Here is a 14,197-nt window from a genome sequence, read left to right on the forward strand (position 1 = left end):
TTGTTCACAAAATAAAACGCACGCAAAACAGGCAGTTGCGACGTGTTGAGAACGGCCGCACAAAATGGCTGTTTGGTGACAGCTCCAACCAACCGATTGTGCATAAGCATCTGGCGTTAAGCATCTAAAGCGCACTTTATGCGATCTTTTTAGGCGCCTTCAGCAACAGGCAGACCGCGTCGATACCGTCACTGGCCAGCCGCATTCTCACGTTATCCAGCCCGATTGCAGAGCGCCATCGATGCAGCAAAAAAGCGGCCATCGAAAAAAAACCTTACCTTCTGCAAAAATAGTCAGAATTCAGGGGTTTACAGAACCTTTCCAATCGCTATAATCGTCGCCCTAACACGCCGGTATAGCTCAGTTGGTAGAGCAACTGACTTGTAATCAGTAGGTCCCGGGTTCGACTCCTGGTGCCGGCACCATTTAAAACAAGGGCTTGCAGCGATGCAGGCCTTTTGTTTTTCTGCCAAACGTACAAATAGACGTACATTGTTTTACACGGCACCTGAGTTATCCACAGAATCGGCCGGTGCCGTTTATCTGAAACGCTCCCCCCCCATCGGCGCCCTGCTGACCGAACACAATCTCCTATAGTCGTAATGAAATATTCGAAGACCGCTGGTAATCTTCCGGCCACGTTCGTCAACCATTAAGGGATGGAGGCGAAAATAGAAGCCCTGAAGCCACGAACTTCGGGGCTTTGCTTTTCCAGCAGGCCATCAGCGTAATTGGTTTTCATAAAAACATTTGGTACCGTCCGCTCACGCTCACTGGCATTGAGGGATGGTGGTGGGAATAGAGGTCCTGGAGGTATGGCGAATTCAGGGCCTCGTCACTCTATTATTGAGTAGATGACGATCGACACAGCGAAAACCCAGACTGACGTCAGCAGAACTGCCATCCATATTTGGTAATGATCCATTGCCACATCCTTGCACCTGACCCGTCGTGTGAGATCAGCTTAGCGTAAGACCTCCCTGACGTACGCCTGGCAGGCACGCAGCGCGATCAATCCTTGGTCGCCGACATCGGTGATGGCGATAATTCGTTGAGCATGCGCTGGGTCAAGTTGGGCTCGACGGGCTGCATGAACCACGCCGACGGCGCCGGTGGTGGTAGGCACGTTGCAGCTACTGGCTGGATCCTCGGCAAGGAGGACTGACAGCCGGACATCAGCAGTAGCAAGCTGGTCACGCAGGCGAGCCTGGTTGCGTTGGACATCGAATAATTCCTTGGTGTGGTGTTGGTCCTGGATCGCGAGCTGTTGCTCGGTGGCCAGGCGCTTATCCTGTTCGGCCGCCTGCTGACGCCAGGCCTCGCCAGTGATTGCATCCAGTTCCGTCTGGTGGCGGGCGCCCTGCTCCGCAATACGCTCAGCCAGCTTCTTGCCCAGACGCCAGTCCTGAACCTGCCATGCCCCGCCAAAGCCGATGCCCAGCGCCAGCAGGATTGCCAGCCCCAGGCCGATCAGCTTCTGCATCGGCGTCATCACGGCACATCCTTGAAGAAGACATGGTGACCAAGGCGCAGCGTCTGCGTGGCCTTCGCCGCCCAGGCCGGGGCCTTGGGCATCGTGGTTGCGTAGTAGTGCGTGGCGCCGCCGGTTGGATCCGGCACCACGCCCGCCATCACCTGGTCAGCTGCACGCTGCGCCTGGGCGAACTGAGCTGCAGGAATCGGCTTGGCGCCACTCAGGTACGCGTGGTTCGGGTCGTTCTGGTTCCAGCAGCTGAACTGCCAGGGTTTCAGGCAAACGCCGGCGTAACCCTCCCCCCACCAGGACTTGGCCTTTCCATCGAATACGCGGTTGCGGATGGTCCAGGCCACGGCGATCTGTCCGGCCAGTCCTTCGCCGCGAGCTTCCCCCCACAGCGTGCGCGCCAGGATGTCCCGGTCTTTCTCGGTTGCATTCATGCTTTTCTCCAGGCAATAAAAAACCCGCTCAAGGCGGGTAGCGGTGTACTGGTGGCTTTAGGCGTCTAAAGCGGAAGCGCTCACCGGTAAAGGGAAACGCGCCTTGATCGCGGCCACTGAGGCAAGCCACGCGGTGTAGTCAGGCTCCAGACCACGGCTCAAGGCGTCGTAGTCGGCCTCCAGTCTGAGCGGGTCGGACTCGGACAGGTAAGCAGCGCGACGCGATGACAGAACGGACTCAAGGGCGGCACGCTCTTCATCTGCATGACGTTGCTCGGCGGTAACCATCTTGCTGAAATCGATATTGCTCATTGGGGAAGACTCACATTGCCGTCTGGCGGGTTGACGATATCGGCGGGGTAATTCGCTGCGGGTGAGGCGTCATCGCCGCACGGCAACAGCAGGGTCAGCGTCAACTCACCGTCGATACGCGTGATGTCACCCACAACAAAATCACAGTCCACAGCTGAACTCGGTAGCACTGCACCTTCAGGCACTCCGCGGAAGTCGAAGCGCTCACCATTGATAGTCAGCACATCGCTGCGCTTGGAAACGATCAGTTCGTCATCTCGCCGCTGTGGCGACAATTTAATAATCATGATTTCCATCTCCCGATAGCGCTAAATCGAAACTCATAGGAATAGGCAGTGTTATTGCCCAAAGCGGTGAAGCTTGGGAACGACGCAGACGCCGAGACCCCCGTGTTGATGAATGACCCCGACAGTCCATAGAACTGTTTTGATGCGTAAATCTGCGCACCCTGCCCTGCGGTGTAGAACACCAGCGCAGTCGAGACCAGCGGGGAGCCTACGAAGGCATGAGCCGGGGTGATAGAAGGACTGATCGATGCGCCAGGCGCGATGGTGGCTGTTACCAAAATCGTGTTAGTGCAGATCAAGGTGCCATCAGCGAATTTGGTGTAACTGCCATTCGCGTTGGTTCCCGACTCCAGGATCGCGCCGCTGGCGACGACGCCAACAACATCAGCCAATGCACCGGTTTTCAACTGCAGCGCAGCCCGAGCCCCCACAATTGTCGAGGCACCGGTACCGCCGTTGGCGACTGGCGCAATAGCGGCGCTCGACAGAGGGCCAAGCCCTGCCAGGGTGGAGCCCCATTGTTGAACCATCAGGTTCACTGCATCAGCCAGCGCCTTGGGATAGCCGTTGACCGGTACAACACCGTACGCAGCGCCGGTCGCTGTCGCCCCTCGATAGGCTGGCGAGATCGAAATGGCCGTTTCACTCGACGGGTTGATCACCTGATAAATCCCATTATCAGGGCCGGCAAACATGTCCCCAGAACGAGCATTAGAAAACTTTGTCCCTGTCCCAGTTACGACAGTGCTCCCGTTAGTAACTGCGACTGTTCCTTCCGTGTACCAAGAAGCCATAAGTCTCTCCAGGCAAAAAAATACCCGCACTCGGCGGGCTCGTTAAGCTGATTGTTTAATTAAACGGAAATGGCAGGCTTGCCGTTTCGATGACCAAAGCAGTGGGCAGCCGATCCGTCGGCACTTGCGAAAAGCTTGGTGGCATTGGAGTACCCGTCACAACAACTGGGTAATCTTCGGGGGTCCCTCCTGCCGGCCCGAACATAAACTGAATACCACCAACAGTCCCGCCACATCCTTCGCTTCCACCGTAACGGTATGTATTCTTCGTCTCATTGACACCATAAAGCCAGATTTGACAGCCTCGGCTCCAGGGCAGATAGGCTGCATACTCGACGCCGGCCTTTATGTTTATCGTAACCTTGGCGGTGAATATATTTGACTGGTAACTGGGTGGCGTCTGGCGTTGCTCTACAGTTAGAACAGCATTTGCGTAGGGTCTGCTTCCTGACGGTATTGGGTATAGCGTTTCTTGAGTTCCAGTAGGCGCGGGGGCTTGGATGGCAGCAACCACATTCAATGCCAATTGCAGAGAATTAAATGTCATTGAGCCATCGGCTTGCCGTGTTTTTAGATATGGTGATCCAGCGAGTGCATCTTTCATTAAATCAAAACAATAGAACTTAGTGCTTATGCTTGCATTGGTGTAGAGAAATGTCATCGAGTCGCCAGAGATCTTTGTTCCCTGCAAACAACCGCTCCCAGTGAGAAATACAATTGGAGAGGTAGCCCCGACGACAGTAAACCCATAAATCACGTCGGACAAAGCCACATTAGGGCTGACACCCGACCCTGTCCAATTACCGCCCCAATTAGGATCAACGTTGCCACCTTTGAAATTCCGCCGCCACCATGTCTCGATGACGCGAAGGTTTCCGCTTTTCACTAATCCATATGTTATTTTTCCTGTATCAAATAAAAGGCTGCCATCCTGTTTTTTAACTACGAGATTAGCCATTAATAATAACCGTAGTAAATAATGCAATTGGCGGAAAAATTACCCCAGCCATTGGTGTTATAGCGGTAGACCCAAGAAAGAACACCGTTGGCGATAACCGCTGCAGGGAGCTTTCCTTTTTCCAATTGCAGATCCTGAAGTGGGACAACGACTGAAAACTGAGTCTTACCTGCTGGTGGCGGTGGGATAGGTATTGAACCGTTTGCAGAGTTGGTGACCACTGACCCCTGGGTCTGGCTAATGTTCATGGTCATATCGACCTTAACCAGACCCGTTTCGCGATCCCTTATCACTAGTCCAACCATGCTATAGCCTCATGTCGATACCGACGACGCCGTTCGAGTAGGTCATTTTCAAGCCATCAGCATTGAGCAGCATCGAGTTCCCGGCGCTATTGGCACCTCGGAAAGCAAAAGTACCAGCGCGCATATCGAGCTCTATCAGCGGCAGTCCATTTGCATCCACTTTCTCTGAACGCAGTGTCATTCCAAGAATAATTTCTTGGATAAACGCCTTGCTAATGATTGCTGTATTGAAGACCACCTGATTATTTTCGATCACGAACATCGGGATTACTTCTCCGTTAATCTCGTTCACAACGGCAAACCGCTGGGCGAAAATCAAGAACTCCGATTGTCCACCATCTGAGCCAAAAGCAAGCCCCGTAGTAACCCTCCTTCCATCAACTATGGTTTGAGCTTTAATGGTGGTTTGTGCTGATACCTTGCCATCGAGCCCTACGACTACTTGGCTTACCTGCTGAACCGAGGCGTTTGTCTGTCCAAGGCTGGCTTGGACGGTATCAGTCCGCTTCGCCTGCACATCTATCGCGGTGGCTCTAACCTTTTCCTCCTGCTGGATAAGCCCTTTCGCGTCATCAACCCCAGCCTGCAGGGTCGTCAACCGCTCAGCAGTTGCCAGTTCGCGAGATGCTTCAACGCGCATTTGTTGGGCGATACTTGCGGTGGACTCATACGCCTTCAACGCCCCAGCCAGCTCGCCAGCACCGTCATCACCACGCACAGAAGCTCGCAGCGATTCGTTACTGGACGCCTGAGCCGTGACCCGCCCATCCAAGTTGGTGACCTTGGTATCGAGCCCAGTGATTGCCTCGGCCTGGCCTGCAATCGCACTGCCCTGCCCTGCAATCGTCTTGCCCTGCTCGTCAACGAGGCCTGAAACTGCCGTGAGCCCGCTCTTGAGCTGTGTGACCTGGGTTGCTGCTGTCTCCCGATTGGAGGCGACAACCTGCTCAAGAGTCGTCAGCCCTGACTTGTTGTCTCCCACCTGAGCCCCGAGCGTGATCAACTGCTGAGCCATTGCATCACTTTCAGTTGCGCGGGTTTTACGCTCAACAGCCAAGTCTGCTGTGGACGTCCACGCCTTCAAGGCTCCGGCCAGGTCTCCGCTGCCGTCATCACCACGAGCCGCCGAGCGCAGCGCTTCTACCGATGTGGCGGTCGCCAACACCTTGCCGTCTATTTCCTCGATCTTGGTTTCGATGATCTGGACCTGGGATGCCAGCGCGTTCGCTGTTTCCAGGATGGTGCCGATATCGGTCCAATAGTCTGCGTCGGGCGGCGCCTCCCCCACGGGCACCGGGCCTTTTGCTTGGTATAGGCGTTGGTCAAGCCGGACGATGTCGCCCTTAAGATATGGTTTTGCAGGGTCGTAGGCGAGCGCATCACTTACCTGCTTGATCAGATCCTCCAGCTCTTGCTTGGCTTCCTCGAGGCGTTCATTTACTGAGCCAGGCCCATCGCCTGTAATCAGCTCGATCTCTTCGCGCAGGCTTTGGTACAAGGCGCCCTTGCCGATCTTGTCCGCAAAATACTTCTCGTACTCCGCTTGATCCGAACTGGCCTGGCCATTAACCGCGCCAGGCACTGGAAAGAACGGGCCGACATTGCCAGTGCGGTCCACCAAACGCGCCCAGAAGAACAGACTCGCCCCAGCCAACAGACTGTGCATCTCATGCGATGCTTGTGGATAGCTGAGGTCGCTGAGCTTGGTGGCAGTCTCCAGAACGGGAGACTGGCTGTACCAAAGCTCTGTGCGCTGCGTGTCCTCAGCACCTGGTGGGAAACCCCATTGAATACCGATGCCATAGATCAGGCTGGTGGTGGTCAGGAACGACACCGCCGGCGGCAAGCCGGTCTTGCCGGTCAGTACTACCTCAGGGCTAGTACCCCAGATAGAGGCCACGTCCATGGCGTTGACCGAACTGACACGCGCAACGTAGCGGCCGCTGTAAATGCCCTCAACGTCCGCGCCGAGATTCCCAGTGCGCGGCAAGCGGATCCAGTTACCGCTGTCCTTGCGCCACTCCACGTTGTACGCAATAGCCCCCGGCACCGAATCCCACGTAATACGCATACTGGTGACGGCAATGCCCTGCGACACGACGCTGCGCGCCTCGATGCCGATGTTCTCCGGCGGAGACATTACCCCGGGCGGGATGATGCTCGTTGGCTGCGGGTCAATCCGTGCACCCGTGTCGATCGCATGGTACTTCAGGGGTTCATGCTGAGTGGCAGCTATTTTGAACTGGTGCAGTCCTTGCGGCTCGATGGTCTGCACACGAAAGCGCATCACGGCCAGGTCAGCGCTCTCCACGGACCAACTGCATTCAGCCTCTGGGAGCTCCGAATAGTCGGCCATGACGGTGACCAAGCGGCCAGAGACGGACTTCACGATGCGCCCTTCGGTCTTGCCGCTGGGTAGGTTGAGGATTAGCCGATCCTCTTCGTGCACCTCGGCATCGATATCGAGCGTGATCACACGCCTGGTCGCGGCGCTGATACGCCCACCATTTGCGCGCCCCGAGAACAACTCATCAGCCACGCAGATAATCTGGCCGGGCTCGACGTTGCGGCCCTCCATGCCGGTGGTGAAGCTTACCGACCACTCCTCATACTGCTCAGACTTGAGCGCCCAGATACCGTGGCGGATTGCTTCTCCCTCCACGGTACAGCCGAAACGCGAGATATCCAGCATCCGGTGGCCGAGCTCGCCGATCAGCTCTTCGTTGGTAACGGGGGCCGGCTGTGTCTTGAACTCGTTTTCAGGATTGTCCCAAGCCACCTTCGCCCGTGTATGGCGATCAGGAAGCGCTGCGGAGACGTACTCAAATTCACCGATGATGTTCGAGCGCGTGAAGACGTAGCCGTCCTCATTACCCGGAATGTCCGCCACCATGGTGACCTGAGAACCATTCCAGCAACTGCTGCCACGGAACACGCTGGCCAGGTCAGAAAGGAGTGCATAGCCCTCAACCGAATCCTGAATGTAGACGTTGGTGGTCATGCGCGGCTGCATGCCGCCCTTTCCGTCTGGAACCATCACATCGCAATAGCGGCCGATCTCGTACAGCGTCCAATGGTCCACCATGTCGGCGGTGATGCGACGGCCCAGGCCGTAGCGACGATGCAACAACAGGTCGCGCCATACCCAGACAGGATTGTTGGTGTAGGCAAGCTTAAAAGTGCCGTTCCAGTCACCTGTATAGGTTCGAGTCTCCGGGTTGTAGTTGGTCGGCACCTGCACAATGCGGCCGCGCATCAGGAAGCTGGCCTTCGGCGTGTCTTGGAACTGCTTTGCATCGAACTGCAGGCCGCCCAGCGCCAGGTTCGGATAGCGCAGCTTCTTGTCGATTACCTCCGTCAGCCCCTTGATGCGCATCAGGTCTGCAAAGTTGGAGTCATTGCGGTTAGGGGTGAGCCGGCGCACGCGAACCAGTGCGCTCGTGAAACCTTCGGGTAGGTCGATTCGATGGGTGCGCTCGTATTCGGTTGTCCCCTTGTCATCCAGGGTCGCCGACAAAACCGTTTGATAGCTTCCACCATCTACAGAAAGATCAATGGCGTAGTCGATGCGGTAGCCGATCTGGTCACCGTTCGTCTTGACCTGCCAAATTTGCGGCCAGGACAACCGGATGCGCACAGCCGACAACTGCTGATCAGTGATCGCGCGCGTCCAGGCGTTATCCGATTTCAGCTCAACCGGCAGTCCCTGGGACGCCTCGTTCTCAATGGCCGGAAAGCCTGGAATGTGCTCTTGATCCACAGTGCCCGGACGGAAATCCCAAACGGTACCGGGAAAGTTCTCGCTACCATCAGGCGAGACCAGCGGCGTACCGTTGAGTTTTACCGACCGTCTGTCATCCACCAAGCCAACAATTGGCCCCTCACTCAAGGCATAAAGCAGTTTTACGGTCGCGACCGAAAGCGCGGTGTCGGGTGCTTTGTAGGGCGTGTATGGCTTCTGCTCGCCGCCCTTGGCGCCCAAAACGCGGGCAGCAGCAGGCCGGCGCCTATGCTTTGCAGCAGGCGCTGTTGCGATTTTGGACATGGGTTTTCCTTACTGCTGATCTTCCGAAAAGACGCCAGCCGAGATGAGAGCGCCGCCGATATCGCGTTCGCCATACAGAAGTGGTTTGCAGCGGCCCTGGGCCGTGGTGGTGACCGCGCCGCCGAACGCATAGGAAGGCCTGTTGCCGTCGCCCTCCTTGTCCAACACGCCAACCGGTGACGGAGACATGCTCATGGCGATGCCGCCGATCATCAGGCCAGCACCAGCCGCCACCAGGTAGTATTGCTGGGTGATCGCGCCAATCACCACCAGGGCAAGGCCGGCAATGGTGGCGAACAGACCGCCTCCCTTACTGCCGATCACAATTGGAGCGATGCGGATCGGCTCAACGGTGTCCTGGCGCATCTCAATCTCGGTATCGCTCAGGTTCTTCTTCCCGCGGAACACTGCGTAGGTCAGGCCGCGCTCTTCCGAAAAGCGCAAGAACCGTCTGAAGCCGGGGATCTTCACGCACAACGCATGAATCGCCTCAGCGCATGACGTCACGGCCAGGTGGTGTACCCGGCCAAATCGTGCGCCCAGCACACCATAAAGCATCACCAGCACCACTAGGGGTTGCGGGTTAACCGTTGTTTTCATTGCCATCAGTCAACCTCCGGCATTCGTTGGTGCCGAAGAATCAGCACGGTGTAATCAGCCCACATGCCGCCGTACACGTCTCGGGTGGATTTCTTGTTGTAGCGGTGATGCAGAAAGGTGCCCGGGGCCGGGTGTAGTTCCGGGGCGCTGGTCAGCAAACCGTCACCCAGATAGATTCCTGCGTGGTTCGGTGCAGCGGCGTTGATCTGCATGACGATCATGTCGCCCTTGCGCGGCATCGAAACCGGATAGAAACCGGCCTCCTCGTAGTACTTCTCGTAGAGGCTCTCACCATCGTTCCACCAGCCGTCCCGGCGTGGATAGTTCGGTAATTCAATCCCATGCTCGCGCTCGTAGTAATCGCGGCACAGGGCATAGCAGTCCAGCAGACCATGGCCGAACTCGCGGCCAACCAGCGGGGCCTGGTAACCATCAGGCTTGAACTCGAAGTACTCGCCAGACGGCCAGCTCACAATCCCCCAGGGTTTTTCGTGCAATTCGCAGCTGACGCGATCGGTCATGCTCGGCATGGGCGGAACGTCGGGATGAGAGTGAATGATCATCGTCACCTCGCCACGGTCCTCCGCGTCACACTTATCCTCGGGGTTGATGATGAAGTGCTCGCTCGGCGTCTTGGCATCATTGCGGCATGGAACGTACTTCAGCCGCCCGCCCTCACGGATCACCACTCCGCAACTTTCCTTGGGGAACTCAGCCTCAGCGTGGGCCTGAATTTGTTTCAGCATCGTCTTGTTCATGGGGTCTATCCAATAAGCGCAGCGCCAGGGGCGCCGCCGAACGACAATGGGTTGCCCTTGCCAAAGCGGATTTCGCAGTCACTTGGCCGGCCACCACATCGATCCAGTGCCGGGTCGTCGACTGGGTTGCCGTCGAGGTCGAACATCTTGATCCCGGTGTAGTTGCAGTCAGGCCCGCGGTATTCTCCCCACAGGCACCACTCGCACCGGTTCATGATTAGGCCGCCTGGAAGCCTCTGACCTTTAACGGCCGTCGGCGGCGCCAGCGAGAACACCACCTCCTCACGCAACAAGCTGGTGACCTGGTTGATATAGGAGATGTCGAGCCTCTCCATGGTGCTGGCCGTAGGGTTGCCCTCTGAAAAGTTCGCTGCATCCAGGTATTTCGCGTACGTCTGTCGAACCGTCAGCTTTACCCCACTCATCCCCTGGAAGCGCCGGCACAGCGCTGTGATCGTTCCGTCGATGTTGCTGATCTTCAGCATGGGCGTGGAGTTGTTGCCCTCAACGCTGCGCCCAAAGCCGCCCGTTTCGTAAGGCCTGGGCAGATATGTCTCACCCTTCCAGATGATCGGCGTGGACTGCTGGTGCGCGTGGTACCGCAAGATGCCCATGCCCCTCGCCTCACCGTCCAGCTCGATCAACTGGATGATCGCGCCGGGTTCTAGCTTCTGGTCGTCCAACGTAATCATGGGTTGAATACCTGCTCGAAAGTGGTGCTAAGGGTGTATTTCTTGTTGCCGTGGGTTTGCAGTTGCCAGCCACCGGTAGTGATGTAAGCGCCCTGTGTTTCAAGCGGCGGTGTCCAAAGGAAGTGATTTGCGCCCTTGTGCCGCTTGAAGAACTTTTTGATCTCTGCGATGTAGGCTTCATTGCCCGTGAACGACACGACATAGGCGCCAGACACGTTGTTGATGCCGACCGACAGTCGCTGGCTGTAGCCATTGCCAAACTTGGACTCAAGCGTGTCTGTCTGTTCGTCGCCAGACGAGCCTACCCGTGGAGACCAGTTGAATACCTCTGCCATCAGCTGTTTCTCCGATTGTTTGGATCAAGCAGGCCGTTCTGGCCTTTTTCCTGCTGTATCACCTGCCGGGCGATCTTTGGCATTTCGGAACGAGCGGTGGCCAGCAGCGCCAGGCCCATTTGCTCGTAGCCTTCCGGAGCGTTGACCGCCCCGCCCGATCCGTCGCCATTGATGTGCAAGTGGATCTCCGGCGCAGATCCTGAGCCGGCGGCGGCTGCAACAGATGGAGCGGTGAAGGCCGGCGACATGCCTGGGCTTCCGACAAATCCGCCGGTTGCATAGCCCGGCTTACCGCTACGGTTCAGGCCGATGAGGTAATCCTTCATCCCAGGCTGATCGACCACTTCCTTGCGGATGACGACCTCGCCGCCGTGAACCACACCCTTCGGCTCAAACTTGCCACCGGGGCCGGTATAGCCACCCTCAGAGAAGCCGGCCAGCGCCATGCCGGCGACCATGCCCGCATTGGCGTAACCCGCAGCCAGCAGCGCCGCGCCCACCGGGATACCGCCCAGAATGGTCAGTTCCGCCGGAGCCTTCGCTGCAGCGATCTGGGCGTTCATGATGATCGACGCCACCGCAAACGCCTTTTGCGCTACAAACAATGCCTTGTATGCGCCTGACTGCTCTCCAGCGATCTTGCCAACCATGTCGGCGGCCTGGCCCGACAGTTCGCTGAAGGTGCCGATCACAGCTACTTTGTAGGCACCCTGAATGTCAGAAAGCCGCGCCTGGTTCGTCTGATTGATCTCGACGACTCGGTCCAGGTACTGCTGCTCGGCGGCGAGCTTCTGCTCGTTGGTGCTTTGCTGGTCGGCCAGGATCTGATCGCGCAGATCTGCCTGCATGGACAGCTGCTTGTCGTGCCACTTTTTGAGCGCTGCTTCAGCCTCGGCGATCTTTACAAGCTCCCCGGAGGGTCCACCTACCGAGGAGTCGATGCCGCCGAACTCCGGCGCCTCGGTAACCGTGGCTTTCGAGATGGCATCAGCGCCAGCGCGATAGTCGTCCGACGATAGCTTGCCGGCACGGTTGGCCGTTTCAAGCACCTGCATCCGCTCTTTCGTCGTTGCGAGCAGGGCTTGCTCTTTGGTTTGAAGGCTAGACATCAGGCCGTCATAGGCCTTTCTGGCATTTAGCGCATCAAGCTCAATCGCCTTGCCCTGAAGCATGACCTTGTTTTTCTCCGACAGCTTCGACAGCTCGCCCGTGGAGAGCTCGTAGCGGAGACGCCCTATCTCGGTTGTCTCACCGTAAAGCGCGACCTGCTGGGTAAGGTTGTCCAGGGTTTGCTTGTATGCATTGTTGAGCTGCTCAGCTTGCCGCTGGATATCCTCCGAGGCTTTCTTGGCTTTTTGTTGGGCCTCCTCAGAAGCCTTGGCCGCCGTTTCAGAACCCTTGATCGCGCCGGCTAGGATGCGCCAGCCCTCGGCAGTACCGGGGTCAACGCCCTCCCGTTCAATCCTCCGGTTCACCTCGCCAACCAGGTCGCCCCCATCCCTGACGGAGTTCAAGCGCTCAACGAGGGTTTTTGTGTAGGTGTTCCAGCCCTCAATAGTCTTCTTGTCGGGCCCCGCAATCTTTTTCAGCCCGGCGCCAGCTTGGCCGGCAGCGGTGGCCACATCGTTCAGGCGGGCGGTGAGCATATTGGCGACGTCGCCGTAATCGCCAGAGGCTTTGATCGCTTCGCCGTACGCTGATGCAGAAGCATTGATAGCCTTGGTCATCTCCTCGTTTGGGCCGATTGCCGCGACCAACTGCTGGCTAGCCGAGTCGATATCCAGGCCGCCGGCAATGCGGCGATTGAAGTCCGTCACCGCCCTGTCGCGCTGGAATGGGTTGGCCGAGTAGGTATCGCCCCACTTGTCATTGCCTTGGGCAGCGGCGCGAATCTCGCGCAACGCCTTCTGTGCCGCCACTTGCGCATCGGCCTGCTGCTGGATAACGCCGCCGAGCTTGTATCGAGCCTGCTCTCTACCGAGTGCCGCAAACTCTTTGCGCAACTCCTCTACGGGCCGTTTGAGATCGACGGTAGCCTGGCGGGCTTTATCGCTGTTATCACTGAACAGAAGGTAGCTGGCAGCCACGGCACCGACGGTCAGTGCAAGTCCGGCAGGCCCACCCATAACGCCAAGAAGAGCCGCCCCAGCACGCCCAGCCAGCGACGTCGCTGCTGATTGGGCGGACTGAGCTGCAGTTTGTGCAGCGGCGGCCTGCGCATCTGCAAGCCTGGCGATCCGCAAGCGGCTGAGAGCGGCTGCATGCCCATCAGTAAACCTTGTCGCCGCAACCTGCGCATTTGCAGCCACCGTCTCGGCTGCTGCCCGTCTGACCGCCATATTGGCGGCATCAAGCTGAGCCCTAGAGCGCCCTATTTCAGCTGAGTTTGCTTCCCGAATAGCAGTAACCTGGGCCCACAGACTCTTAATCAAATCCCCCGCTTTCAGGCTGCCATACGCAGCACCAACAGTAAGCGCCGACGCCGCAAGTACGTCCATGTTTTCGGCAACAAAGGTAACGGCACGGGCAAGAATTTTGGTACTTCCGGTCGCGCCGTCCATCCCGCCCACCCAAGCCTGGAATGAGTTGCTGACGGTTGTAGTGGCTCGACTAACCGAGCCAGGTAGATCCTTGAATTCCCCCTGAAGGGTACCAAGCTGGCTAATCAGTGCCGGCACCACTTTGTCAATGGTAAGTAGGCCTTGGTCTGCCATTGCCTTGAGGTCTTTACGGGCAACGCCCATGCCGGTGGCAAGCGCCCGGATTACGCGATCACCGTTTTCGTTAACTGAGTTGAACTCCTCGCCGCGCAATACACCCTGACCCAAAGCTTGGGAGAACTGCGTGATAACAGAGGAGGCTTCTGCTGCGCCAGCGCCGGAAAGCTGAAGCCCAAGGGCCAACGCTTCGGTGACACCCAAAGCCTCGCTCGATGAGTAGCCAAACTCGCGCATCGATGCGGACGAACGACTGAATAGACCCGCGTTGTCGGCAAAGGCAGTACCGGTGCGCTGACTGATCTCAAATAGCGCCTTTTGGTTTACGGAAAAATCCTCAGTGCTCGTGGAGGCCTGCTTCAGTCGAGCATTTACCTGATTCCAGCTGTCAGCCTGGTGAATGACATTCCCCACAGCAAGAGCGCCGGCCATGGCCTTTGCGTATCCTCCCACTGAGGATGTAAGCGCCTGCATCGC

The 14,197-nt window shown here is 57.6% G+C and carries 14 protein-coding genes and 1 tRNA gene; 1 reads left to right on the forward strand and 14 read right to left on the reverse strand.

Going from position 1 to position 14,197, the window contains the following annotated elements; translation table 11 throughout:
* Positions 1 to 136 precede the first annotated feature (136 nt).
* Positions 137 to 262, reverse strand: a complete 126-nt coding sequence (locus tag FRT59_RS27380) for a hypothetical protein (protein WP_267911017.1) — start codon at positions 260 to 262, stop codon at positions 137 to 139.
* 87 nt (positions 263 to 349) lie between these two features.
* Between FRT59_RS27380 and FRT59_RS15595 the strand changes: the two genes are divergently transcribed.
* Positions 350 to 425 (forward strand) — tRNA-Thr (locus FRT59_RS15595).
* A 539-nt stretch (positions 426 to 964) separates the two neighbouring features.
* Here FRT59_RS15595 and FRT59_RS15600 read toward each other — a convergent pair.
* The 13 genes from FRT59_RS15600 to FRT59_RS15660 all read right to left on the reverse strand — a co-directional run bounded on the left by FRT59_RS15600 (position 965) and on the right by FRT59_RS15660 (position 14,152).
* Positions 965 to 1,492 carry a lysis system i-spanin subunit Rz gene (locus tag FRT59_RS15600; protein ID WP_153871611.1) on the reverse strand — a complete coding sequence of 176 codons (528 nt, stop codon included), beginning with the start codon at positions 1,490 to 1,492 and terminating at the stop codon, positions 965 to 967.
* On the reverse strand, positions 1,492 to 1,917 hold the full coding sequence (locus FRT59_RS15605; protein WP_038449286.1) for a cell wall hydrolase: 426 nt from the start codon (positions 1,915 to 1,917) through the stop codon (positions 1,492 to 1,494). The genes FRT59_RS15600 and FRT59_RS15605 overlap by 1 nt, the downstream gene beginning before the upstream one ends.
* 57 nt (positions 1,918 to 1,974) lie before the next feature.
* Positions 1,975 to 2,229, reverse strand: a complete 255-nt coding sequence (locus FRT59_RS15610) for a hypothetical protein (RefSeq protein WP_019816795.1) — start codon at positions 2,227 to 2,229, stop codon at positions 1,975 to 1,977.
* Positions 2,226 to 2,516 carry a hypothetical protein gene (locus FRT59_RS15615; protein ID WP_014717932.1) on the reverse strand — a complete coding sequence of 97 codons (291 nt, stop codon included), beginning with the start codon at positions 2,514 to 2,516 and terminating at the stop codon, positions 2,226 to 2,228. The genes FRT59_RS15610 and FRT59_RS15615 overlap by 4 nt, the downstream gene beginning before the upstream one ends.
* On the reverse strand, positions 2,513 to 3,211 hold the full coding sequence (locus FRT59_RS15620; RefSeq protein ID WP_172832664.1) for a hypothetical protein: 699 nt from the start codon (positions 3,209 to 3,211) through the stop codon (positions 2,513 to 2,515). The genes FRT59_RS15615 and FRT59_RS15620 overlap by 4 nt, the downstream gene beginning before the upstream one ends.
* A 154-nt stretch (positions 3,212 to 3,365) precedes the next feature.
* Positions 3,366 to 4,268: a hypothetical protein gene (locus FRT59_RS15625; protein ID WP_233100669.1), complete on the reverse strand. Its 903-nt coding sequence runs from the start codon at positions 4,266 to 4,268 to the stop codon at positions 3,366 to 3,368.
* Entirely contained in the window at positions 4,268 to 4,516 is a 249-nt protein-coding gene (locus tag FRT59_RS15630) for a hypothetical protein (protein WP_236712917.1), read from the reverse strand. Before FRT59_RS15630 ends, FRT59_RS15625 begins: the two co-directional genes overlap by 1 nt.
* A 58-nt stretch (positions 4,517 to 4,574) precedes the next feature.
* On the reverse strand, positions 4,575 to 8,618 hold the full coding sequence (locus FRT59_RS15635) for a TipJ family phage tail tip protein (RefSeq protein WP_153871613.1): 4,044 nt from the start codon (positions 8,616 to 8,618) through the stop codon (positions 4,575 to 4,577).
* A 9-nt stretch (positions 8,619 to 8,627) separates the two neighbouring features.
* A complete protein-coding gene (locus FRT59_RS15640; RefSeq protein WP_233100670.1) occupies positions 8,628 to 9,224 on the reverse strand; it encodes a tail assembly protein in 597 nt (198 codons plus the stop codon).
* Positions 9,224 to 9,976, reverse strand: a complete 753-nt coding sequence (locus FRT59_RS15645; protein ID WP_153871614.1) for a C40 family peptidase — start codon at positions 9,974 to 9,976, stop codon at positions 9,224 to 9,226. The genes FRT59_RS15640 and FRT59_RS15645 overlap by 1 nt, the downstream gene beginning before the upstream one ends.
* 5 nt (positions 9,977 to 9,981) lie before the next feature.
* The gene (locus FRT59_RS15650) at positions 9,982 to 10,668 is read right to left on the reverse strand and encodes a phage minor tail protein L (RefSeq protein WP_153871615.1); all 687 of its coding nucleotides are present in this window, start codon (positions 10,666 to 10,668) and stop codon (positions 9,982 to 9,984) included.
* Positions 10,665 to 11,003 (reverse strand): phage tail protein, encoded by a 339-nt coding sequence (locus FRT59_RS15655; protein WP_153871616.1) that lies wholly within the window; start codon positions 11,001 to 11,003, stop codon positions 10,665 to 10,667. Before FRT59_RS15655 ends, FRT59_RS15650 begins: the two co-directional genes overlap by 4 nt.
* On the reverse strand, positions 11,003 to 14,152 hold the full coding sequence (locus tag FRT59_RS15660) for a tape measure protein (protein WP_167524280.1): 3,150 nt from the start codon (positions 14,150 to 14,152) through the stop codon (positions 11,003 to 11,005). The genes FRT59_RS15655 and FRT59_RS15660 overlap by 1 nt, the downstream gene beginning before the upstream one ends.
* Positions 14,153 to 14,197 lie beyond the last annotated feature (45 nt).

The sequence above is a fragment of the Pseudomonas haemolytica genome (assembly GCF_009659625.1).
Taxonomy (GTDB): domain Bacteria; phylum Pseudomonadota; class Gammaproteobacteria; order Pseudomonadales; family Pseudomonadaceae; genus Aquipseudomonas; species Aquipseudomonas haemolytica.